The 22,379-nt window shown below is 71.5% G+C and carries 16 protein-coding genes and 2 pseudogenes; 15 read left to right on the forward strand and 3 right to left on the reverse strand.

Annotated elements, in window-relative coordinates:
* Positions 1–153: 153 nt before the first annotated feature.
* The gene (locus ABT300_RS15960) at positions 154–1,140 is read right to left on the reverse strand and encodes an ATP-binding protein (protein ID WP_351675579.1); all 987 of its coding nucleotides are present in this window, start codon (positions 1,138–1,140) and stop codon (positions 154–156) included.
* 101 nt (positions 1,141–1,241) lie between these two features.
* Here ABT300_RS15960 and ABT300_RS15965 point away from each other — a divergent pair, with 101 nt between their 5' ends.
* On the forward strand, positions 1,242–2,066 hold the full coding sequence (locus ABT300_RS15965; protein ID WP_351675581.1) for a Fic family protein: 825 nt from the start codon (positions 1,242–1,244) through the stop codon (positions 2,064–2,066).
* A 510-nt stretch (positions 2,067–2,576) separates the two neighbouring features.
* Here ABT300_RS15965 and ABT300_RS15970 read toward each other — a convergent pair.
* Positions 2,577–3,410 carry an HAD family hydrolase gene (locus tag ABT300_RS15970; protein WP_351675584.1) on the reverse strand — a complete coding sequence of 278 codons (834 nt, stop codon included), beginning with the start codon at positions 3,408–3,410 and terminating at the stop codon, positions 2,577–2,579.
* A gap of 581 nt (positions 3,411–3,991) precedes the next feature.
* On the opposite strand from ABT300_RS15970, the gene ssd reads away from it, so the two are divergent.
* The 7 genes and pseudogenes from ssd to ABT300_RS16005 form a co-directional block, all read left to right on the forward strand.
* Positions 3,992–5,095, forward strand: a complete 1,104-nt coding sequence (ssd, locus tag ABT300_RS15975) for a septum site-determining protein Ssd (protein WP_351675586.1) — start codon at positions 3,992–3,994, stop codon at positions 5,093–5,095.
* Complete coding sequence (locus ABT300_RS15980; protein ID WP_351675588.1) at positions 5,092–6,291, forward strand: TadA family conjugal transfer-associated ATPase; 1,200 nt, start codon at positions 5,092–5,094, stop codon at positions 6,289–6,291. Before ssd ends, ABT300_RS15980 begins: the two co-directional genes overlap by 4 nt.
* A 122-nt stretch (positions 6,292–6,413) precedes the next feature.
* Positions 6,414–7,262, forward strand: coding sequence for a type II secretion system F family protein (locus ABT300_RS15985; protein WP_351675591.1), 849 nt, complete (start codon positions 6,414–6,416; stop codon positions 7,260–7,262).
* Between the two features lie 113 nt (positions 7,263–7,375).
* Positions 7,376–8,185: a type II secretion system F family protein gene (locus ABT300_RS15990; RefSeq protein WP_351675594.1), complete on the forward strand. Its 810-nt coding sequence runs from the start codon at positions 7,376–7,378 to the stop codon at positions 8,183–8,185.
* A 118-nt stretch (positions 8,186–8,303) separates the two neighbouring features.
* Positions 8,304–8,525, forward strand: a complete 222-nt coding sequence (locus tag ABT300_RS15995; protein WP_452990081.1) for a DUF4244 domain-containing protein — start codon at positions 8,304–8,306, stop codon at positions 8,523–8,525.
* Positions 8,512–8,907 (forward strand): annotated as a pseudogene (locus ABT300_RS16000) (TadE family type IV pilus minor pilin); the annotation flags it as partial. The gene ABT300_RS15995 and the pseudogene ABT300_RS16000, both read left to right, overlap by 14 nt.
* Positions 8,908–9,455: 548 nt before the next feature.
* Positions 9,456–9,758 (forward strand): annotated as a pseudogene (locus ABT300_RS16005) (Rv3654c family TadE-like protein); the annotation flags it as partial.
* On the opposite strand, the gene ABT300_RS16010 reads toward ABT300_RS16005, so the two are convergent.
* On the reverse strand, positions 9,712–12,399 hold the full coding sequence (locus ABT300_RS16010; RefSeq protein ID WP_351675596.1) for a DEAD/DEAH box helicase: 2,688 nt from the start codon (positions 12,397–12,399) through the stop codon (positions 9,712–9,714). The pseudogene ABT300_RS16005 and the gene ABT300_RS16010 sit on opposite strands and share 47 nt — an antisense overlap.
* Positions 12,400–12,480: 81 nt before the next feature.
* On the opposite strand from ABT300_RS16010, the gene bldG reads away from it, so the two are divergent.
* From bldG to topA, 7 genes are all read left to right on the forward strand, one after another.
* A complete protein-coding gene (bldG, locus tag ABT300_RS16015; RefSeq protein WP_009189842.1) occupies positions 12,481–12,822 on the forward strand; it encodes an anti-sigma factor antagonist BldG in 342 nt (113 codons plus the stop codon).
* A gap of 112 nt (positions 12,823–12,934) precedes the next feature.
* Positions 12,935–13,363 carry an ATP-binding protein gene (locus tag ABT300_RS16020; protein WP_351675598.1) on the forward strand — a complete coding sequence of 143 codons (429 nt, stop codon included), beginning with the start codon at positions 12,935–12,937 and terminating at the stop codon, positions 13,361–13,363.
* Positions 13,364–13,762: 399 nt separating this feature from the next.
* The gene (locus ABT300_RS16025) at positions 13,763–16,171 is read left to right on the forward strand and encodes a sodium-translocating pyrophosphatase (protein WP_351675600.1); all 2,409 of its coding nucleotides are present in this window, start codon (positions 13,763–13,765) and stop codon (positions 16,169–16,171) included.
* Between the two features lie 193 nt (positions 16,172–16,364).
* Positions 16,365–16,964: a small secreted protein gene (locus tag ABT300_RS16030; RefSeq protein ID WP_351675602.1), complete on the forward strand. Its 600-nt coding sequence runs from the start codon at positions 16,365–16,367 to the stop codon at positions 16,962–16,964.
* Between the two features lie 57 nt (positions 16,965–17,021).
* The gene (locus tag ABT300_RS16035; RefSeq protein ID WP_351675605.1) at positions 17,022–18,551 is read left to right on the forward strand and encodes a DUF7059 domain-containing protein; all 1,530 of its coding nucleotides are present in this window, start codon (positions 17,022–17,024) and stop codon (positions 18,549–18,551) included.
* A 431-nt stretch (positions 18,552–18,982) separates the two neighbouring features.
* Positions 18,983–19,180, forward strand: a complete 198-nt coding sequence (locus ABT300_RS16040; protein ID WP_351675608.1) for a hypothetical protein — start codon at positions 18,983–18,985, stop codon at positions 19,178–19,180.
* A gap of 269 nt (positions 19,181–19,449) precedes the next feature.
* Complete coding sequence (gene topA / locus ABT300_RS16045; protein WP_351675610.1) at positions 19,450–22,317, forward strand: type I DNA topoisomerase; 2,868 nt, start codon at positions 19,450–19,452, stop codon at positions 22,315–22,317.
* Positions 22,318–22,379: the final 62 nt, after the last annotated feature.

The raw sequence follows: 22,379 nt of genomic DNA on the forward strand, positions 1-22,379 counted from the left end.
GCCCCCCACCTCCAACAACACACCTCGCCCAACACTCTCCCCCCCCCCCCCCCTCTCCCTTTGGGGCGCAGGCACCGGTGCCTGCGCCGGTCCGCGGCGGTCACGGCAGGCGCCGCCGACGGGGCGCCTGCCGGAGGGCGACGGCGGAATCCGTCACACGGAGGCGGCGGCGGAGACGCCTTCCCCCAGGACGAAGCCGGGGTCGACCTGTGCTGCCAGGTCTGCCCCGGTGCGTTCGTTCCCCCAGGACTCGGCGTTCTTGAGGTGGAAGTGGACCATCTGGCGGGTGTAGCGCTCCCAGTCCCGGTTGTCGTACGTCGCGTCGGCTGTCGTGCGCAGAAGGTCCAGCGCGCGACGGTTGGCGTCCTCCAGGAGCGCGAACCGGGGCGGTCGGCCCTTCTCCATCGCACGTACCCAGTCCGAGTGCGCGACCGTCACGAGCAGGTCGTCGCCGACTTCGGCGCGGAGGAAGTCGACGTCGTCCTGGCCTTGCACCTTGTTGCCGACGACCTTCAGCTCGACGCCGAAGTCGCGGGCGTACTCCCTGTACTGGCGATAGACGGAGACTCCCTTGCGGGTCGGTTCGGCGACGAGGAACGTGATGTCGAATCGGGTGAACATGCCGGAGGCGAAGGAGTCCGAGCCTGCGGTCATGTCCACCACGACGTACTCGTCACGACCGTCCACCAGGTGGTTCAGGCACAGCTCCACCGCTCCGGTCTTGGAGTGGTAGCACGAGACCCCCAGGTCGGCTTCCGTGAAAGGCCCCGTGACCATCAAACGGACGGCGCCGCCGTCGAGTTCCACCGGCCGGGCGCACGCGTCGTACACCGGATTGTCCTCGCGCACCCGCAGCAGGCGTGAGCCCTCGCCGGGCGGCGTCGTCTTGATCATCGTCTCGGCGGAGGCGAGGCGCGGGTTGGAGCCGCGCAGATAGTTCTTGATCAACGGCAGCCGGTCGCCCATCGCGGGCAGTTCGGCGGCCTCCGACTCGTCGAGGCCGAGCGCGGGTCCGAGGTGCTGATTGATGTCCGCGTCGACCGCGATGACGGGTGCGCCGACGGCGGCGAGGTGACGGATGAACAGCGAGGACAGCGTCGTCTTGCCGCTGCCGCCCTTCCCGACGAAAGCAATTTTCATGTTCACCAAGCGTAGTGACCATATAGCTGTATGTGACAGGAGTGCGTGAAGAAGACCACTCCTTCGTGGGGTGCGGGCACCGGTTGCGTAGTGTCGTACTCATGAGTACGACAGGCGCGTCCGCCGATCCGCTCGCGGCCCTGGGCTCGTTGCCCGGCGTGGCCGAGTCCGTGGAGTCCGTCCGCAAGGCCGTGGACCGGGTCTACGGGCACCGTGTCATGCGCCGGCGCAGCGGCGCGGTCACTTCCGAGGCCGCCCTGCGCGGAGCCCGCGGCTCGGCGGCGCTGTCCGGGGCGGACTGGGCCCTGGAGGAGGTGCGCCGACGCAGCGACTTCGGCGTCGACGGCGAAGCGCGCGTCATGGGCGCCGCGCTGCGGCTCACCGCGGAGGCCGGCCAGTTGCCGTCCATCTGGCGGCAGTCGCCTCTGCGGGTGCTGGCGCGCCTGCACCTCGTCGCCGCGGCGAGCGACGGTGACGAGGTCGGGCGTCCGCGCCATGCCGGGGAGGCGGTCGACGAACCGTTGATCGAGCTGCCCCTGCCGGGCGCGGACGAGCTGGCCGGCCGTCTGGAGGGGCTGTCCGAGCTGATCATCGCGGGAGGGTCCGCGCCCGCCCTGGTGACGGCCGCGGTCGTGCACGGGGAACTTCTGGCGCTCCGCCCCTTCACCTCACACAACGGTCTTGTGGCGCGGGCCGCCGCGCGCGTCGTCCTGATCGGCAGCGGCCTCGACCCCAAGTCGGTCTGCCCCGCCGAGGTGGGCCACGCCGAGCTCGGCCGCGCCGCCTATCTCGCGGCCCTGGACGGCTACGCGTCGGGCACGCCGGACGGCATGGCGGCGTGGATCGCCCACTGTGGGAAGGCCGTGGAGCTGGGCGCCCGCGAGTCGACGGCGGTGTGCGAGGCGCTCCAGCGGGGAGCGGCGTGACGAGGCCGCACGCGCGCGGAGCGGTGTGACGGGATGCCGCGCGCGTGGAGCTGCGCGTGAAAAGGGCCCCCATGCGGGGGCCCTGCAAAGGGTTGCGGCGGTACGAGTCCTCGTACCGCCGCTGGCATGATCACCTGGTTACCAAGCGTCCTCGATATGTGCCCATCAGGTCGGGACTTTGCCCGTGACCTGGTGCGGCTGGCCCGTAATCGACGGGTCGACGTCGCGTGGGTGCCTGGTTCTCATGCGCGGTCCGTGGGGCCAAATGCGTTGTTAAGGTGATCCTCTCGGATGTCCTTGGTCTCGCGGGCCGTTGAGTCCTTTGTACTCCAGGACCCGGACAAGCGGAAGCCCTGGCATCAGTTCTTTACTTTTACTCTCAAATAACGGTGAATTGGAAGTAAACGGTCATTGCGGCGCGATTCCGGTAGGGGTCGGCGCGGACGGACGGACGGCCGTGCGGGTGGACGGGCGGACGGTGTGCGGGTGGGGTGGTGCGCGGCGCCCGCCTCAGACGGTCGCCGCGCGGCGCCTGCTGGCGTACCAGACCAGGCCCGCGGTGGCCGCCGCCGCTCCTATGGCCGCCATGGCGACGAGCGCCGGGCGCGGCGGCACGGAGAAGGCGGGAATCCGCTGCTTGAGGCGCACCGGACGGTGGAAGTCGAGAATCGGCCATCCGCGCGCCACCGCCTCGCGCCGCAGCGCCCGATCCGGGTTCACCGCGTGCGGATGCCCGACCGACTGCAGCATCGGCAGGTCCGTCGCCGAATCGCTGTAGGCGTAGCAGCGGGAGAGGTCGTAGCCCTCGGACGCGGCCAACTCCTTGACCGCCTCCGCCTTCGTCGGGCCGTATGCGTAGTACTCCACCTCACCGGTGAAGCAGCCGTCCTCGCCCACGACCATGCGGGTGGCCACCACGCGGTCCGCCCCGAGCAGCTCGCCGATCGGCTCGACCACCTCCGCACCCGAGGTGGAGACGATGACCACGTCGCGGCCGGCGACGTGATGCTCCTCGATCAGCGAGGCCGCCTCGTCGTAGATCAGCGGATCGATCAGGTCGTGAAGGGTCTCGGCCACGATCTCCTTCACCTGCTGGACGTTCCAGCCGCGCACGAGGGCGGACAGGTACTCGCGGGTCCGTTCCATCTGGTCGTGGTCCATACCGCCGACTAGGAAGACGAACTGGGCGTACGCGGTGCGCAAGGCCGCCCGACGGTTGATCAGCCCGCCTTGGTAGAAGGACTTGCTGAAGGTGAGCGTGCTCGACTTCGCAATGACCGTCTTGTCCAGGTCAAAGAAGGCCGCTGTGCGGGGCAAGGAGTGGTTTTCCACAACCAAGAGCATAGGGGCAGCCCATTCGGCGTAAGGTGGGCGCGTGGGTTTGCCTGAGAGGGCTCTCGGGTACACCATGGAAGTCACGGATCGTTCGCGACCGTGCTAACCCGGTCCGGCTCCTCCCCCCCCGAGTCGGCCGTGGAGACGACCCCCGCTCTCCCCCCCGGCGGGGGTCGTCGCATGTCCGGGTGGGTTTTCTCCTTCTGAACACGGCGGGTGCGCCGTCCCGAAGCGGCCGCGCCCGCCTCTTTCGCATGCCCCCCAACCGTCACGATGCGTAGTCGTCGGACTGCTCTGCGGGAGTCGCACAGGAGATGGCGCCGTGCTCACCGGTTCGGGTGACGGCGATATTCACAACTGTCCACTCGTCCACAGTTTTCCACCAAGATCCACACGATTTCCGGGTTCGTCGCACCGTGATTCCCACGCCTCCGCTCGGGCCGACTTCGCAAGGTCGGTTCCGTTTTCCGGATGCCCGCCGCCGGTTTCCGGTGGTCGCTCATACGGAGACCGCACACCGGTTCTCCGCGCATTGGTGAATCACGGGGTCGCAGACACCGCTCGACCCCGCAGTGAAGGGGATGGAAATCATGACCGGAGCCGTCACACACGAGCCGCCGCACACCGCCGGAAGGCGGCCCGGCAGGCCTCTGATCGTCACAGAGGACCCGGACCTCCTCGACGATCTGCTGCGCCTGTGCGCCGCAGCCGGCGCCACACCGGAGGTGCACCACTCGCCGCCGGAGCGCCGGGGCAGTTGGGAGTCCGCACCGCTCGTCCTGGTCGGCGACGACGCGGCACGCCGAGTCCGCGGGGCCGCCCGCAGGCGTGGAGTGGTCCTCGTCGGCCGCGACCAGGACGACTCGGGGGTGTGGCAGCGCGCCGTGGAGATCGGCGCCGACCACGTCCTGATGCTTCCCGACGGCGAGCAGTGGCTGGTCGACCGCATCGCCGACGTCGCCGAAGGCATCGGCCGGCCCGCCCTCACCGTCGGCGTGATCGGCGGCCGCGGCGGCGCCGGGGCGTCCACGCTCGCCTGCGCCCTCGCCGTCACCTCGGCACGCGAAGGGCTGCGCACGCTGCTGGTGGACGCCGACCCGCTGGGCGGTGGACTCGACGTGCTCCTCGGCGGCGAGAGCGCCGAGGGCCTGCGCTGGCCCGCCTTCGCCGCCTCCCGGGGGCGAGTCGGCGGCGGCGCACTTGAGGAGTCGCTGCCCCGGCTGCACGCACTGCGCGTCCTGAGCTGGGACCGCGGCGACTGCGTGGCCATCGCGCCCCAGGCCGTACGCGCCGTGCTCGCCGCCGCCCGGCGTGGGGGCGGCACGGTCGTCGTCGACCTGCCACGCCGTATCGACGACTCGGGCGCCGAGGCGCTGGCCCAACTCGACCTGGGCCTCCTCGTGGTCCCCGCCGAACTGCGAGCCGTCGCCGCGGCCGGTCGCGTGGCCTCCGCCGTCGGCATGGTGCTGCGCGACCTGCGAGTGGCGGTGCGCGGCCCCTACGGATCCGGGCTCGACGACGCTGAGGTGTCCCGCCTGCTCAGGTTGCCGCTGGCGGGCGAGGTGCCCGTCGAGACGGGCCTGCTGCGTCCGGACGGCGGGAAGGCGCCCCCGGGTGCGACCGCGAGCGGGCCCCTCGCCCGGTTCTGCAAGGAGTTCTGGGAGCGGGCGCTGACCGAGACGGGCAGGTCATGAACACGCCGCTCGGCCTCGGACAGACGGGAGAGGCCAGGGCGCTGCTGGACGGCGTACGCCAGTGGCTCGCCGAGAGCGGGGCCGATCCCACTCCCGCGCGCGTGGCGCAGGCCCTTCGCGAACAGGGCCGGGTCCTCGGCGACGCGGAGGTCCTCGGGGCGGCCGAGCAGCTGCGCTCCGAACTGATCGGCAGCGGCCCTCTGGAACCGCTGCTGGCCGATCCGCTGGTGACGGACGTGCTGGTCTCCGCCCCGGACCGGGTGTGGGTCGACCGCGGCGGCGGCCTCGAGCCGACCGGCGTCTCCTTCCCGGATGCAGCGGCCGTGCGACGCCTGGCCCAGCGACTGGCGGCGGTGGCCGGACGACGGCTCGACGACGCCCGCCCATGGGTCGACGCCCGGCTGCCGGACGGGACGCGACTGCACGCGGTACTGCCCCCGGTGGCCGTCGGCTGCACCTGCCTGTCGCTGCGCGTCGCGCGCCCCCGCGCTTTCACGCTCGAGGAACTGGTGGCCGCGGGCACGGTCCCGCCAGGCGGCGACGGGGTGCTGCGGGCCCTGCTGGGAGCACGGTTGTCCTTCCTGGTCAGCGGTGGGACGGGGAGCGGCAAGACGACCTTGCTGAGTGCCCTCCTCGGCCTGGTGGGTCCCGGGGAGCGGATCGTCCTGGCGGAGGACTCCGCGGAGCTGCGACCGGATCATCCGCACGTGGTCCGCATGGAGAGCAGACCCGCCAACCAGGAGGGCGCGGGGCTCGTCACGCTCGAAGACCTGGTGCGCCAGGCCCTGCGGATGCGGCCGGACCGCCTCGTCGTGGGCGAGGTGCGAGGGCGGGAGGTCGTCGATCTGTTGGCGGCGCTCAACACGGGCCACCAGGGCGGCTGCGGCACGGTCCACGCCAACGCCGCCGGCGACGTCCCCGCCCGGCTGGAGGCGCTCGGCACGGCGGCCGGGCTCGACCGGGTCGCCCTGCACAGCCAGTTGGCGGCAGCGCTGTCGGTGGTCCTGCACCTGGCACGCGACCCGGCCGGCCGACGGCGGATCGCGGAGGTGCACGTGCTGCAACGGGACCCCTCCGGGTTGGTGCGGACCGTGCCGGCACTGCGCTGGACGCCCGAGGCCTTCGCCCGCGAGCGGGGATGGGAGCAGTTGCGCGAGCTGCTGCGGAGCGAGGAGGCCGACGCATGGGCGCGATGAGGCTGTGCGGGAGAGGAGCGGTTGGACGGGTGAGGAAGACGAGCGGGCTGTGACGGGTGAGGGAGAAGAGAGGGCTGTGACCAGTGACGAAGGGGTGGGCGGGTGTGATGAGTGAGATGCCCATGGCTGCAGCCGTGGCTTGTGCCGGGGCAGCGGCCTGGCTGACGGGCGGACCGTACGCAGGGGCCAGGAGGGCGCAGTTGCTGCTCGCCGGAGGTGGAGCGGTGGGCGGTGCGCCGCCCCCGGCCTGGCACCGACTGGTCGGCGAACTGCGCAGGCTCAGGGGGCGGTGGCGGCCCGAATGGTGGGCGCCGGTCGCCGGTCTGCTCGTCGCGGTGCTGGGCGGCTCGGCACTGCCGGTCGTCGCGGGGGCGGCCGCCGTGCCCCTGCTGCGCCGGGCGCGGCGGGCAGCCGATACGCGGCGGGCGGGGGAACGGCGAGGCGACGCGGTGATCGCCCTGTGTGCGGCGCTGGCGGGGGAGGTGCTCGCGGGCCGACAGCCCGGGGAGGCGTTGCAGTGGGCCGCGCGGGACTCGGGCGGCCTGGGCGAGGCACAGCCCATGGTGCTGGCAGCGGCGCGGTTCGGCGGTGACGTGCCACGAGCCCTGGCGCTCGCCGCGCGGTCGCCAGGCGCCGAGGGGCTGCTCGGGCTGGCCGCGTGTTGGCGGGTTGCCGTGGACCAGGGCGCGGGTCTCGCGGCCGGACTCGATCGTCTGGAAGCCGCGCTGCGCGCAGAGCGGGACCAACGAGCCGACCTGCGGGCCCAGTTGGCAGGGCCCCGCGCCACGGTGGTGATGCTCGCCGGCCTGCCCGTCCTGGGACTGCTGCTGGGCGCCGCGCTGGGCGCCGACCCCCTGCACGTCCTGCTGCACACCGGAGCGGGGTTGGGCTGCCTGCTCGTCGGTGGAGCGCTGGAGGGCGCCGGGGCGTGGTGGGCGCTGCGGATCGTGCGCAAGGCGGAGGCGACGTGAGCGAGAGCGAGACACGGTCCGGGCGTCCGGGCCGGGATCGCGGGAGACGGGACACGGGCGATGTGGACGGAGTGGACGGAGCAGGCGGAGTGGGCGGAGTGGGCGGAGCAAGCGTGAACGGAGAAGTTGTCCACAGGCTGGGGGCGGCCGTGGGGATCGCGTCGGCCCTGTGGTGGTCGGTGCGGCGGCTGGCGACGGTGCGCCGCGTGCGCGGAGCCCGTCGGCGACTGGCCGGCCTGTTGACCTCGGACGACGTGCCGGGTTCGGCGTTCGAGCCGATGCCGGGCAGACGGCGTCCCGAGCTGCGGGAGGTCGTAGGGCGGTGGCTCCCCGAACTGCTGGTGGCGGGCGCCGGATGGGCGGCGGTCGGCGGTGTCACGGGGCTCGCCCTGGGGCTGACGGGCGCGGTGGGCCTGGGACGGTGGCGACGGAGGCAGCGGGCCACGAGTACGGCGAGCGAGGACGACGTGAGGCTCGCCGCACGACAGCTCCCGCTCGCTGCGGATCTGCTGGCCGCATGCATCGCGGCGGGCGCTGGACCGGTGTTCGCGGCACAGGCGGTCGGCGAGGCCCTGGGCGGCCCTGTCGGGAACGGGCTGGCGCGTGGTGCGGCCGAGGTACGGCTCGGCGGCGAACCGGCCTCCGCTTGGCGGAGGTTGGCCTCGACGCCCGGCGCGGCGGCGCTGGCCGGGCTGCTGGAGCGGGCTGACGTGTCGGGTCTGCCGGCCGCCGCACCCGTCGCCCGGCTCGCCGCCGACACCCGGGCCGGCTGGGCGCGTGCGGCGACGGCTCGGGCCCGGCGGGCGGCCGTCATGGTCACGGCGCCGGTGGGGCTGTGCTTCCTTCCCGCCTTCATCGCGGTCGGGGTGCTGCCGATCGTGCTCGGGTTGGCGGGCGGGGTGCTGGAAGGAGGCGAGCCATGACGACGACGCGACGCGCATGAGCGGCCGGAAGACGAGAGATCGACAGAACTGACGTGAGCTCAGCCGACCTGAGCTCAGCCGAACGCAACCGGAAATCACGGGGGTTGAAATGAGCAGGATGACGGCACGGGTGGTACGGACGGTGAGGGCCAGGCTGTTCGCCCTGGTGCGCGGGGCGCAGGGCGCCCGGCGGGACGCGGGAATGGTCACGTCCGAGTACGCGATGGGGATCGTGGCGGCTGTCGGCTTCGCGGTGCTTCTCTACCAGGTGGTGACGAGCGATGTGGTCGCGGAGCAACTGCAGGCGCTGGTGAAGCGGGCGCTCAGTGCGGGCGCGTAGGCCCGGAGGTGAGCGCTCGCGCTGGCGCCGAGGGCAGCGCGGCCGCGGGGACCGCGGGTTCGTGACGGCGGAGTCGGCCGTGGTGCTGCCGGTGCTGGTGATCTTCGCGATGTCGCTGGTCTGGGGATTGCTCGCCGTGTCCGCCCAGATCCAGTGCGTGGACGCGGCCAGGGCAGGCGCCCGGGCCGCGGCCCGGCAGGATCCGGACGCCGCGGTGCTCGCCGTGGCCCGCGCCACGGCGCCGCGCGGGGCGCGGGTGAGCGTCGGCAGGGAGGGCGACCAGGTTCGCGTGGTGGTCGTGGCGAACCCGCCGGGACTGCGCGGGCTGCCCTTCGAGGTCCGGGAGGAGGCCGTGGCCGCCGCGGAGGAGACCGTCGGCGACCAGGGGACCGCAGGCGACGGAAGCGACGGAAGCGACGGAAGCGACGGAGGCGACGGAGGCGACGGAGGCGACGGAGGCCAAGGGGGTACCGGGAGCGCTGTCGACGACCCAGGAGGCACGGGAAGCGTGGTCGTCGGCCCAGGGGCGACCCCGGGCGCGGAGACGGGGTCATGAACCGCCCCGGGCGCGTCGGAGCGGACGGCAGGGGGCTGCTCCGCCCCCACGGAGAGAGTGGGAGGCATCTGAGCGGCCTCTCGACGGACGGTTGGAGCCTCCGTCACGCGGGAGACGACGGGGCGGGACTTCGCGGTCTCCGAGAAGGCACGTCGGGCACGACGGGCACGACGGGTCGTCACGGCGCCGGCGAAGGCAGGAGAGGTCGTCGCGGTGTCGGAGTAGGCGGGAGGAGCGATCTCCGCGGCCTGTGGGAAGGCCTCGGCGGGCGCCTCCGTCGCGCAGGACAGCGCCGGGCTCGCCTTCGGCGTCTCACGGCCGGCCGCCGTGGGGGTGGAGATCGCGGCTCGGCCACCGTCTGGAGCGTCGGCGCGATCGCCGTGCTCTGCGTGGTGTTCGGCGCGGTCCTCGCCCTCGGGCAGGCTGTGACGACCCGGCACCGGGCCGCGGGCGGCGCCGACCTCGCGGCGCTCGCGGCCGCCGACCACTGGCCGGACGGCGCCGACCGGGCCTGCGCCCGGGCGGACCGGGTGGCGCGGGCGCAAGGTGCGCGGCTGGTGCGGTGCTCTGTGATCGGCCAGATCTCGGACGTGACGGCGGCTTCGGGACGTGGCCCGTTCGCGGCCGAGGTCAGGGCGCGGGCGGGACCTCCGGAGGCTGCGGCAGGTCCGGTGCCTCCATCACCGCAGACATCTCCGCTTCGGGACGCACTTCCGCCTCCGCCTGCGGATGCACTTCCGGTTCGGCCTGCCGAGGCTCTCCCGTCCCCTCCAGCCCGGTCGGCTCCGCCGTCTGCTGCCCGGCCGGTTCACCCGACTCCTCCGCGGCCGGTTCCCCCGACCCTTCCGCGGCCGGCTCCGTCGTCTTCTCCTGCGGAGCCTCACGCAGGAGTTCCGTGAGGAGGCGGACCGCGCCCCTCTTGTGCAGCGGCTCGTTGCCGTTGCCGCACTTGGGGGACTGGATGCAGGACGGGCAGCCGGCGTCGCACTCGCAGGAGGCGATGGCCTGGCGGGTGGCGGTCAGCCAGGCGCCGGCGGTGTGGAAGGCCCGCTCCGCGAAGCCCGCGCCGCCGGGATGACCGTCGTAGACGAAGACCGTCGGCAGCAGCGTGTCGGGGTGGAGGGGCACCGACACGCCGCCGATGTCCCAGCGGTCGCAGGTCGCGAAGAGCGGCAGCATGCCGATCGACGCGTGCTCGGCGGCGTGCAGGGCCCCGCCGAGGATCTCGGGGTTGATCCGGGCCGCGTCCAGCTGGTCGTCGGTGACTGTCCACCACACGGCGCGCGTGCGCAGCGTACGGGGAGGAAGGTCGAGTTTCGACTCGCCCAGGACCTCGCCGGTGATGACACGCCGGCGAAGGAAGGAGACGACCTGGTTGGTCACTTCGACCGACCCGTAGCACAACCGTCCCTGGCCCCAGGGCACTTCGACGTCCGTCTCCAGGACGGAGATCGACGTCGTGTCGCGGGCGACCGTCGAGTACGGCGGGCTGGCCTCCTCGACCAGGGCGACCGAATCGTCCAGGTCCAGGGAGCGCACGAGATACGTGCGGCCCTGGTGGAGGTGGACCGCGCCCTCGTGGACGGTGGTGTGGGAGGCCCCGGCGTCGACCGTGCCGAGCAGCCGGCCCGTGCCGGTCTCGACGACCTGGACCGGGCGACCGCCCTGGCCGCGGATGTCCGCCAGGTCGGCGGCCCGTTCACGGCGCGTCCAGTGCCAGGCCTTCGTGCGGCGGCGCAGCAGCTTCGCGGCCTCCAGCTGCGGCAGCAGGCCTTCGGTCTCGGGGCCGAACAGCGGCAGGTCCTCGTCGGTCAGCGGCAGCTCGGCGGCCGCCGCGCACAGATGCGGGGCGAGAACGTACGGGTTGTCGGGGTCGAGGACCGTCGATTCCACCGGACGGTCGAACAACGCCTCCGGGTGATGGACGAGGAAGGTGTCCAGGGGGTCGTCGCGGGCGACGAGCACGGCCAGCGCGCCCTGACCCGCGCGACCCGCCCGGCCCGCCTGCTGCCACAGGGAGGCGCGCGTGCCCGGGTAGCCGGCGATCAGGACGGCGTCGAGCCCGGAGACGTCGATGCCGAGTTCCAGGGCGGTGGTCGCTGCGAGAGCGAGGAGCTCGCCCGAGTGGAGGGCCTGTTCCAGGGCGCGACGCTCCTCGGGCAGGTAGCCGCCGCGGTAGGCGGCGACACGCCGGGCGAGCGAGCGGTCGACCTCGGCCAGACGTTCCTGGGCGATCACGGAGATCAGCTCCGCGCCGCGCCGGGAGCGGACGAAGGCGACGGTGCGCACGCCCTGGACGGCGAGGTCGGTCAGCAGGTCGGCGGTCTCGGCGGTGGCAGTACGCCGGACGGGTGCACCTTTCTCACCGACCATCTCGGTGAGCGGCGGCTCCCAGAGGGCGAACACCAGTTCCCCTCGGGGGGAGGCGTCGTCGGCGACCTCCACCACGGGGAGGCCGGTGAGACGGCCGGCGGCGACGGCCGGCTCGGCCGCCGTCGCGGAGGCCAGCAGGAAGACCGGGGAGGCGCCGTAGCGGGCGCACAGGCGGCGCAGCCGCCGCAGCACCTGGGCGACATGGGAGCCGAACACGCCGCGGTAGGTGTGGCACTCGTCGATGACGACGTACTTCAGGGACTTCAGGAAGGAGGACCAGCGGGGGTGGGACGGGAGTATGCCCCGGTGCAGCATGTCAGGGTTGGTGAGGACGTAGTTGGCGTACTGGCGGATCCACTCCCGTTCCTCGAACGGCGTGTCGCCGTCGTACACGGCCGGCCGCACGGCGTTGCCGAGAGGTTGTGCGAGTTCCTTCACCGAGCGGCACTGATCGGCCGCCAGGGCCTTGGTGGGGGCCAGGTAGAGCGTCGTGGCGCCGCGGCCGTTGGGGGCCTCGGAGCCGTCCAGGAGGGCCGAGAGGACCGGTACGAGGTAGGCCAGCGACTTGCCGGACGCGGTGCCCGTGGCGACTACCACGCAGTCCCCGTCGAGGGCGTGCTCGGCGGCCCGCGCCTGATGGGCCCAGGGGTGCTCGATGCCGCAGGCCTGCACGGCCGCGACGACCTCGGAACGAATTTGGTCGGGCCAGACGGCATGGCGGCCCGCACGCGGGGGCAAGTGCTCCGTATGAGTGATGCGCGACGCCCGGCTCGGTCCGGGGGCGAGCCGGTCGAGGACCGCGCCCGGAGACAGGCGGGACGCGGTCTCGGGCGAGGATGGATCGGATCGGAGATTATTGGCCATCGGCACCGAGTGTGTCACTGGCGTGACGGACAATGGAGCCAAGGCGTCGTGCACGCCTGCCGGTAAGTGATTGAATGCCATCGCGGCTGGCGTACCGTCCCGGGGGCTCCTGTTCAGGTGTTCCGAGGGACGACCGCTCGATAGCAAGGTGCTGGAGGATCCGTGGACCTGTCCCTGTCGACCCGTACCGTCGGCGATCGTACGGTCGTCGAGGTCGGTGGCGAAATCGACGTATATACCGCGCCCAAGTTGCGCGAGCAGCTGGTCGAGCTGGTGAACGACGGGAATTTCCACCTCGTCGTCGACATGGAGGGCGTGGACTTCCTCGACTCCACCGGGCTCGGCGTACTGGTGGGCGGACTGAAGCGCGTGCGCGCCCATGAGGGCTCGCTCCGTCTGGTCTGCAACCAGGAGCGTATTTTGAAGATCTTCCGCATCACTGGTCTGACCAAGGTGTTCCCCATTCACACCTCGGTCGACGAAGCGGTCGCTGCCACCGACTGACCACCCCTGCCGGGCCCGCGCGGCCCGGCACGGATGGTCGAACAACGTAAGGGGTCCGGGCCTCGGCGGCCCGGCTCCCCTGACAGCACGCCCGTAGTTCCGAGGGGGACGCATGGCCACCGTTGAACTCCGCTTCAGCGCGCTGCCCGAGCACGTCAGGACCGCCCGACTCGTGGCGGCGGCGGTGGCGCGCAGGGCCGGGGTGGACGAGGCCGTCCTCGACGAGGTCCGACTCGCCGTGGGCGAGGCCTGCTCCCGGGCCGTCGGACTGCACCAGACGGGTGGTATCACCGCGCCCGTGAAGGTGCTGCTGATCGAGGAGGAGAAGCAGTTCTCCATCGAGGTCGGCGACGAGGCGCCGCGTACGGCGCCCGGCGAACGGGCGCCAGGCTCCGGCGGGGACGTGGAGGCCGAGGAGGACGAGATGGGCCTCGCGGTCATCAGCGGCCTCGTGGACGACGTGGAGGTCACCGCCGGCGAGCACGGCGGGCAGATCCGTATGACCTGGCCGTCGGCTGCGGTGACGGCCACGCTGACCTGAGCCGTCCGCACTGACCTGGGCCGTTCACGACGTTTCGGCTTCTTCTGAGTCGGCTTCTTCTGAGTCGGCCTCTTCTGAGGGGCCCCACTCCGGTGGGGCCCTTTGGCATGCGCGGACCTGGGTACTCGTGCATGCTTGCAGTGATCTCGCGGAGTGAATCATGAGAAGTCGTTCATGAGAACACAGTCACGAGAGCACAGTCACGAGAAGACGGTCACGCGAAGTGAATCATGCGGCGATCGAAATCGACTGCAATTCGTGAAGCAATTCACGATCAATGCCTTGAGGGCATTACTTGACGAAAAGGTGAATTTCGTTTGCCGGGCACTGTTTTGATCAGGTGCCGGTACCTACAATCCGTCCACATCTTGAGCTCAGCCCAAGCGTCAAGGAGGACGAATGGCGGGGCTTCCCACCTCTCATCCGTTGGATCACCCGACAACCCTCGCAGCCGCGGAGCTGACCGACGGCAACCGCCTCCTGGTGGTGGTCATCGCGGTCGTCGCGTTGGCCGCACTCGTGGTCGCGGGCGTACTGCTGCGCCAGGTGCTCGCAGCCGGCGAGGGCACCGACAGCATGAAGAAGATCGCGGCGGCGGTCCAGGAGGGCGCCAACGCCTATCTGGCCCGGCAGTTGCGCACACTCGGCGTATTCGCCGTCGTCGTTTTCTTCCTGCTCATGTTGCTGCCCGCGGACGACTGGAAACAGCGGGCCGGCCGATCATTGTTCTTCTTGATCGGAGCGGCGTTCTCGGCGGCCACCGGCTATATCGGTATGTGGCTCGCCGTGCGGAGCAACGTACGTGTCGCCGCGGCGGCACGGGAAGCGACGCCGGCGGAAGGCGAACCGGAAAAGGATCTCACCGCCGTCTCGCACAAGGCAATGAAGATCGCATTTCGCACGGGCGGCGTGGTCGGCATGTTCACGGTGGGGCTCGGCCTGTTCGGCGCGGCCTGCGTGGTGCTGGTGTACGCGGCCGACGCGCCGAAGGTGCTGGAAGGGTTCGGACTCGGCGCCGCCCTCATCGCCATGTTCATGAGGGTCGGCGGCGGCATCTTCACCAAGGCCGCCGACGTCGGCGCCGACCTGGTCGGAAAGGTGGAGCAGGGCATTCCGGAGGACGATCCGCGCAATGCCGCGACCATCGCCGACAACGTGGGCGACAACGTCGGCGACTGCGCGGGCATGGCGGCCGACCTCTTCGAGTCGTACGCGGTGACCCTGGTCGCCGCGCTGATCCTCGGCAAGGCGGCCTTCGGCGACGCCGGACTCGCCTTCCCGCTGCTGGTGCCCGCGATCGGCGTGCTCACGGCCATGGTCGGGATCTTCGCGGTCGCCCCGCGCCGGGCCGACCGGAGCGGCATGTCGGCGATCAACCGGGGCTTCTTCGTCTCGGCGACGATCTCGCTCGTCCTCGTCGCGGTGGCGGTGTTCCTCTACCTCCCCGGCAAGTACGCCGACCTCGACGGCGTCACCGACGCGGCGATCCAGGTCAAGAGCGGCGACCCGCGCCTCCTCGCGCTCGTCGCGGTGGCGATCGGCATCCTGCTGGCGGCCGTCATCCAGCAGTTGACGGGCTATTTCACGGAGACCAACCGCCGACCGGTGCGCGACATCGGCAAGTCGTCGCTGACGGGCCCGGCCACCGTGGTCCTCGCCGGCATCTCCGTCGGTCTCGAATCGGCCGTCTACACGGCGCTGTTGATCGGCCTCAGCGTGTACGGGGCGTTCCTGCTGGGCGGTACGTCGATCATGCTGGCGCTGTTCGCGGTGGCGCTGGCCGGCACCGGTCTGCTCACCACGGTGGGCGTGATCGTGGCCATGGACACCTTCGGGCCGGTCTCCGACAACGCGCAGGGCATCGCCGAGATGTCCGGTGACGTCGAGGGCGCGGGCGCGCAGGTGCTCACCAACCTGGACGCCGTCGGCAACACCACCAAGGCGATCACCAAGGGCATCGCCATCGCCACGGCCGTCCTGGCGGCGTCGGCGCTCTTCGGGTCGTACCGGGACGCGATCACGACCGGCGCGCACGACGTGGGCGAGAAACTGTCCGGATCGGGCGCGCCGATGACCCTGATGATGGACATCTCCCAGCCCAACAACCTCGTCGGTCTCATCGCGGGCGCGGCGGTCGTCTTCCTCTTCTCGGGGCTGGCGATCAACGCGGTGTCGCGGTCGGCCGGGTCCGTGGTGTTCGAGGTGCGGCGGCAGTTCCGCGAGCACCCCGGGATCATGGACTACAGCGAGGAGCCGGAGTACGGCAAGGTCGTCGACATCTGCACCCGGGACGCGCTGCGCGAGTTGGCCACTCCCGGGCTGCTCGCCGTGCTGGCGCCCATCTTCATCGGGTTCACCCTCGGGGTCGGGGCGCTGGGCGCGTTCCTGGCGGGCGCCATCGGCTCCGGCACGCTGATGGCCGTCTTCCTCGCCAACTCCGGTGGCGCGTGGGACAACGCGAAGAAGCTGGTCGAGGACGGGCATCACGGCGGCAAGGGCAGCGAGGCGCACGCAGCGACGGTGATCGGCGACACGGTCGGCGACCCGTTCAAGGACACCGCCGGCCCCGCGATCAACCCGCTGCTGAAGGTCATGAACCTCGTGGCGCTCCTGATCGCGCCCGCGGTGATCAAGTTCAGCTACGGCGACGACAAGAGCGTCGGCGTGCGGATCGTGATCGCGCTCCTCTCGCTCCTCGTCATCGTGGTCGCGGTGTACGTCTCCAAGCGCCGAGGCATCGCCATGGGTGACGAAGAGAACAGCGCCGGCAGGGCGTCCAAGTCGGCCGATCCGGCGGTGGTTTCCTAGCGCGGCTCATTGCAGCCCAGTTCAAAGGGCGGGCGGGTGACGCGGGTTGACGCGTCGCCCGCCCGCCGTGTCGTGGGTGCGGCCCTGCCGTGAGCCTTCTCTCTCATGGTGCAAATGGTTCACAAGATTCCATAACGGTCATTCGTTCTGGGGTTGTCGCCCGGTTGGCGTGTATGTTCCGGGGCCGAGAGCCATGGAAGGAACCAAACCGGTGAACAAGAAGCTCACGGCCGCACTGTCCGGCGGTGCGGTACTGGTACTGGCACTGTCCGGATGCAGCAGCGACGAAGGCAACAAGGAACTCGACGCCTGGGCCAAGCAGGTCTGCGACGCGCTGCCCGCGCAGGACGCCAAGGTCGACGCGGCCAACGCCGCGATCAAGCAGGCCGCCACGGACAACAACGCTCCGGTGAACGTCCAGAAGACCGACTCGAAGGCCTTCCAGGACATGTCCGACGCCTACAACGCGCTCGCACAGGCCGTCCAGAAGGCGGGCACGCCGCCCGGCGTCGACAACGGCGAGAAGAAGCAGAAGGACGCCGTCGCGGCGCTCACGACCCTCTCGACCTCCTACGCCGGCCTGAAGAAGCAGGTCGACGCCCTGGACACCAAGGACCAGGGGAAGTTCGCCGACGGCCTGCAGGACATCGCCACCGATCTCGGCCAGCTCAGCAAGAGCGGCAACACCGCGCTGAAGAACCTCGAGCAGGGCGACGTCAAGGACGCCATGGCCAAGCAGGACAGCTGCAAGAAGGTGGCTGCCGCCGCTTCGGCCCGCGCGACGAAGAGCTGAGCGGGGCGCGATCGAAAGGGGCCGGGTCGGGAGCGGCCCGAGGGGTGACGGGAGACAATGGGGGGCGTGAGTAACGCCACCCTGTCGCCCCTGCCCTCCGCCGACCGCCCCGACGTCGCCGCCCGGCTGCGGGAGGCCCTGCTCGCGGCCTCCTTCACCGCGGACGGTCTGCTCGACCTGCTCGGCGCCCCCGCCTACGCGGCGCTGGCCCGCAGCGAGACCGTGCCGGCGCTGCGCGCGACCCGCGGGGACACGCCGCTGGAGACGCTCGTGCGCCTCTTCCTGCTCCAGCAACCGGTGCCGCACGCGCGCGTGGCGGACTTCCTGCCCGTGCACGCGTGCGTGGAGAGCGGCTGGCTGGTCCCCACGGGAGGGGAGGAGCTGGCCGCGACCGTCGACGTGCGGCCGTACGGCGGTCCGGGCGGCGAGGACTGGTTCATCGTGTCCGACCTCGGATGCGCGGTCGGCGGCGCGGGCGGCATCGGCAGCGCCGACGAGGGCGTCGTCCTCGGGGTCGGAGGCGCGTCGACGACCCTCGCCGGCATCACCGTGCGCAAACCCGTCCAGGCCGCACTCGACCTGGGCGCCGGCTCGGGCATCCAGGCGCTGCACGCCGCCCAGCACGCCACACGCGTGACGGCGACCGACCTCAACCCGCGCGCGCTGCACATCACCGCCCTCACCCTCGCGCTGTCCGCCGCCCCGGCCGCCGAGCTGCGCGAGGGCTCGCTCTTCGACCCGGTGCGCGACGACGAGACCTACGACCTGATCGTGTCGAACCCGCCGTTCGTGATCTCGCCGGGCGCCCGGCTGACCTACCGGGACGGCGGGATGGGCGGGGACGATCTGTGCCGCTCGCTCGTTCAAGGGGCGGGGGAACGGCTGAACGAGGGCGGGTTCGCGCAGTTCCTCGCCAACTGGCAGCACGCGGAAGGGGAGGACTGGCAGGACAGGCTCAGGTCGTGGGTGCCCCGTGGGTGCGACGCGTGGATCGTGCAGCGCGAGGTGCAGGACGTCACGCAGTACGCCGAGCTCTGGCTGAGGGACGCCGGTGACCACCGCAGCGACCCGGCCGAGTACCAGGCGCGCTACGACGCATGGCTGGACGAGTTCGAGGCGCGCAAGGTGAAGGGCGTCGGATTCGGCTGGATCACGCTGCGCAGGACGGCGGCAGCGGAGCCCGTGATCACCGTGGAGGAATGGCCGCACCCGGTGGAACAGCCGCTCGGCGACGCGGTCCTGGCGCACTTCGAGCGGCTCGACTACCTCCGTGCGCACGACGACGCGGCTCTGCTCGCCGGTCGCTTCCGACTGGTCGAGGAGGTCGTCCAGGAGCAGGTGGGACTCCCTGGCGCGGAGGACCCGGAGCACGTGGTGCTGCGCCAGCACCGCGGCATGCGCCGGGCGACCAAGGTCGACACGGTCGGCGCGGGCTTCGCGGGCGTGTGCGACGGCTCGCTGAGCGCCGGCCGCATCCTCGACGCGATCGCCCAGCTGGTGGGCGAGGACCCGGTGCGGTTGCGCGACCGCACCCCGGCCCAGATCCGTCTGTTGGTGGAGCAGGGGTTCCTCGAACCGGCGCAGTGATGCCGCGACGCGGCCGGATTTCGCCTCCTCGGGACGGACCGGTCTCGGCGGGGTCGAGGCACGGAAGTCCGCCGAACGCTCCCGCGTCCGTGTGACCCGGCGTCTCGGCGAGTCCGCGTCTTCCGGATGCCTGCGCCCACGCGTGCCCCTGCCCACGCGTGCCCCTGCCCTCGCCTGCTGACCCACTGCTGCCCCTGTCCTGGCCTGCCGGGCCCTTCCCGCCCCTGCCCTCGCCTGTCAGCCTCTCCGCCTCGGGGCCGCGGGTTCGCCCCGTGCGGGCCTCTCCGCCCCGGCGCTGCGGGTTCGCCCCGTGCGTAGTCCAGGCGTTCACCTCGGGTTCGCCGGATCGCCGCCCGCGCGTGACAGCGTCCTGGTCGGGGCCGGGCCGGAGCCCGGGCGGGCAGGGCAGACGAAGGGGGGCGGAGGCGACCATGGAGAACGGGCCGATGATCTTCGCGGGAATGGTGTTCGCTCTGTTCGGGGGCGCTCTGCTGGTGTGGACGGCGGTCCGGGTGGGGCACCGGGAACCCGTCGCCCAGGGTGTGAGCCCTGTCGCATCGGCGGCTCTGGCGCTGCTGGCCTCGTGCGCGGCACTGGCGGTCGGCGTGTGGTGCCTGGCCCGCCTGTGAGTCGATCTCGCCGCACGCGCGTTCGGGCGGCGTGAGGGTGCTCACGCCGATCACGGGGAGAGAGCCCCGCGGTCGTGCGGAAAAGGGCCGGTCGGCACTCCGGGCGGCAGGAATGGCGGTAGTCGGGTTACCGTTCGAGTGGCCGTTGCGGGCTTTTCCCGTTTGACACGGGGGCGGGATGTACCGTCACACTCCGCAGCGTCACCATGACCCGACCCCGGGAGCAAGGCCTGGGGAGGCCCCAGCCTCGACCGGAGAGAAGAGCGAAGTTGTCCCCGACCAGCGAGACCGCACAGGGCGGCCGCCGACTCGTGATCGTCGAGTCGCCTGCCAAGGCGAAGACGATCAAGGGTTACCTCGGCCCCGGCTATATCGTCGAGGCCAGCGTCGGGCACATCCGCGACCTTCCCAACGGCGCCGCGGAGGTGCCGGACCAGTACACGGGCGAGGTCCGCCGCCTCGGCGTGGACGTCGAGCACGACTTCCAGCCGATCTATGTGGTCAACGCCGACAAGCGGGCGCAGGTCAAGAAGCTCAAGGACCTGCTGAAGGAGTCCGACGAGCTCTTCCTCGCCACCGATGAGGACCGCGAGGGCGAGGCGATCGCCTGGCACCTCCAGGAAGTCCTCAAGCCGAAGATCCCGGTCAAGCGGATGGTCTTCCACGAGATCACCAAGGACGCGATCCGGGCCGCCGTCGCCAACCCGCGCCAGCTCAACCAGAAGCTCGTCGACGCCCAGGAGACCCGCCGCATCCTCGACCGCCTCTACGGCTACGAGGTCTCGCCGGTCCTGTGGAAGAAGGTCATGCCGCGTCTGTCGGCCGGCCGTGTCCAGTCCGTCGCCACCCGACTCGTCGTCGAGCGGGAACGCGAGCGCATCGCGTTTCGTTCTGCTGAGTACTGGGACCTGACGGGCACCTTCGCGACCGGCCGCGCCGGCGACCCGTCGGACCCGTCGTCGCTGGTCGCCCGCCTCCAGTCCGTCGACGGCAGGCGGGTCGCGCAGGGCCGCGACTTCGACTCCCTGGGACAACTCAAGAGCGCGAACACCCTCCCGCTCGACGAGGCGAACGCCCGCGCCCTGGCCGCCGCGCTGGAGAACACGCGGTTCTCCGTGCGCTCCGTCGAGTCGAAGCCGTACCGCCGCTCGCCGTACGCCCCGTTCCGTACGACGACGCTGCAGCAGGAGGCCAGCCGCAAGCTCGGCTTCGGCGCGAAGGCCACCATGCAGGTCGCGCAGAAGCTGTACGAGAACGGCTACATCACGTACATGCGTACGGACTCCACGACGCTCAGCGACACCGCCGTCGCCGCGGCCCGTGCGCAGGTCACGCAGCTGTACGGCGCCGACTACCTGCCGGCCCAGCCGCGCACGTACGTCGGCAAGGTCAAGAACGCGCAGGAAGCCCACGAGGCGATCCGCCCCTCGGGCGATCGTTTCCGCACCCCCGCGGAGACGGGCCTGGCCGGAGACCAGTTCAGGCTGTACGAGCTGATCTGGAAGCGGACCGTCGCCTCCCAGATGAAGGACGCGACCGGCAACAGCGTCACCGTCAAGATCGGCGGCGCCGCGGCCGACGGCCGGGACGTCGAGTTCAGCGCCTCCGGCAAGACGATCACCTTCCACGGCTTCCTCAAGGCGTACGTCGAAGGCGCCGACGACCCGAACGCCGAGCTGGACGACCGTGAGCGCCGGCTGCCGCAGGTCGCCCAGGGCGACCCGCTGTCCGCCGAGCAGATCACCGTCGACGGGCACGCCACCAAGCCCCCGGCCCGCTACACCGAGGCCAGCCTGGTCAAGGAGCTCGAAGAGCGCGAGATCGGTCGGCCGTCCACGTACGCGTCGATCATCGGCACGATCCTCGACCGCGGCTACGTCTTCAAGAAGGGCACGGCGCTCGTCCCGTCCTTCCTGTCCTTCGCCGTGGTCAACCTGCTGGAGAAGCACTTCGGGCGGCTCGTCGACTACGACTTCACCGCCAAGATGGAGGACGACCTCGACCGCATCGCCAACGGCGAGGCGCAGTCCGTGCCGTGGCTGAAGAGGTTCTACTTCGGCGAGGGAGCGGCCGAGGGCGGCGCCGCCGACGCCGGCAACGGCGACGGGGACCACCTCGGCGGCCTCAAGGAACTGGTCACCGACCTGGGCGCGATCGACGCACGCGAGGTGTCGTCGTTCCCCGTCGGCAACGACATCATGCTGCGCGTCGGCCGTTTCGGCCCGTACATCGAGCGCGGGGAGAAGGGCGCCGAGGGGCACCAGCGGGCGGACATCGCCGAAGAGCTGGCGCCCGACGAGCTGACCCTCGAGATGGCCGAGGAACTGCTCGCCGCGCCGAGCGGTGACTTCGAGCTGGGCGCCGACCCGGCGACGGGCCACCAGATCGTCGCCAGAAAGGGCCGCTACGGCCCGTACGTCACCGAGGTGCTCCCCGAGGGCACCCCGAAGACCGGCAAGAACGCCGTGAAGCCGCGCACCGCCTCGCTGTTCAAGACGATGTCGCCGGACACCGTGACGCTGGAGGAGGCCCTCAAGCTGATGTCCCTGCCGCGCGTCGTCGGCGTGGACGCGGAGGGCCAGGAGATCACCGCTCAGAACGGCCGCTACGGGCCGTATCTGAAGAAGGGCACGGACTCGCGGTCGCTGCAGACCGAGGAGCAGCTCTTCACGATCACTCTCGAAGAGGCGCTGGAGATCTACTCCCAGCCCAAGCAGCGCGGCCGGGCCGCCGCCAAGCCGCCGCTGAAGGAGCTGGGCGCCGACCCGGTCAGCGGAAAGCCCGTCGTCGTCAAGGACGGCCGCTTCGGCCCGTACGTCACCGACGGGGAGACCAACGCGACCCTGCGCTCCGGCGACAGCGTCGAGGAGATCACCCCGGAGCGCGGCTACGAGCTGCTCGCGGAGAAGCGCGCCAAGGCGCCCGCCAAGAAGACGGCGAAGAAGGCCCCGGCGAAGAAGACGACGACCGCGAAGAAGGCCGCGCCGGCGAAGAAGGCCGCGGCCAAGAAGACCACGATGGCCGCGAAGACGACGGCGAAGAAGACCACGGCGAAGAAGACCACGGCGAAGAAGACCACGGCGAAGAAGAGCACCGCGACGAAGACGACGGCCGCCCGGTCGACGTCGGAGGACTGACCGGCCCGCTCGCCGGCCCGGACCGCGGTCCTCGCCCGGACGGACCGCTTCTTTCCGGCATG

Source organism: Streptomyces sp. NPDC001027, from assembly GCF_040299045.1.
Classification (GTDB): Bacteria; Actinomycetota; Actinomycetes; order Streptomycetales; family Streptomycetaceae; genus Streptomyces.

What these genes read in the sequence shown, in the direction of transcription:
- ABT300_RS15960 (WP_351675579.1), bottom strand. Translation starts at nt 1,140, where the DNA reads ATGAAAATTGCTTTCGTCGGGAAGGGCGGCAGCGGCAAGACGACGCTG.
- ABT300_RS15965 (WP_351675581.1), top strand. Translation starts at nt 1,242, where the DNA reads ATGAGTACGACAGGCGCGTCCGCCGATCCGCTCGCGGCCCTGGGCTCG.
- ABT300_RS15970 (WP_351675584.1), bottom strand. Translation starts at nt 3,410, where the DNA reads ATGCTCTTGGTTGTGGAAAACCACTCCTTGCCCCGCACAGCGGCCTTC.
- ssd (WP_351675586.1), top strand. Translation starts at nt 3,992, where the DNA reads ATGACCGGAGCCGTCACACACGAGCCGCCGCACACCGCCGGAAGGCGG.
- ABT300_RS15980 (WP_351675588.1), top strand. Translation starts at nt 5,092, where the DNA reads ATGAACACGCCGCTCGGCCTCGGACAGACGGGAGAGGCCAGGGCGCTG.
- ABT300_RS15985 (WP_351675591.1), top strand. Translation starts at nt 6,414, where the DNA reads ATGGCTGCAGCCGTGGCTTGTGCCGGGGCAGCGGCCTGGCTGACGGGC.
- ABT300_RS15995 (WP_452990081.1), top strand. Translation starts at nt 8,304, where the DNA reads ATGACGGCACGGGTGGTACGGACGGTGAGGGCCAGGCTGTTCGCCCTG.
- ABT300_RS16010 (WP_351675596.1), bottom strand. Translation starts at nt 12,399, where the DNA reads ATGGCATTCAATCACTTACCGGCAGGCGTGCACGACGCCTTGGCTCCA.
- ABT300_RS16020 (WP_351675598.1), top strand. Translation starts at nt 12,935, where the DNA reads ATGGCCACCGTTGAACTCCGCTTCAGCGCGCTGCCCGAGCACGTCAGG.
- ABT300_RS16025 (WP_351675600.1), top strand. Translation starts at nt 13,763, where the DNA reads ATGGCGGGGCTTCCCACCTCTCATCCGTTGGATCACCCGACAACCCTC.
- ABT300_RS16030 (WP_351675602.1), top strand. Translation starts at nt 16,365, where the DNA reads ATGGAAGGAACCAAACCGGTGAACAAGAAGCTCACGGCCGCACTGTCC.
- ABT300_RS16035 (WP_351675605.1), top strand. Translation starts at nt 17,022, where the DNA reads ATGGGGGGCGTGAGTAACGCCACCCTGTCGCCCCTGCCCTCCGCCGAC.
- ABT300_RS16040 (WP_351675608.1), top strand. Translation starts at nt 18,983, where the DNA reads ATGGAGAACGGGCCGATGATCTTCGCGGGAATGGTGTTCGCTCTGTTC.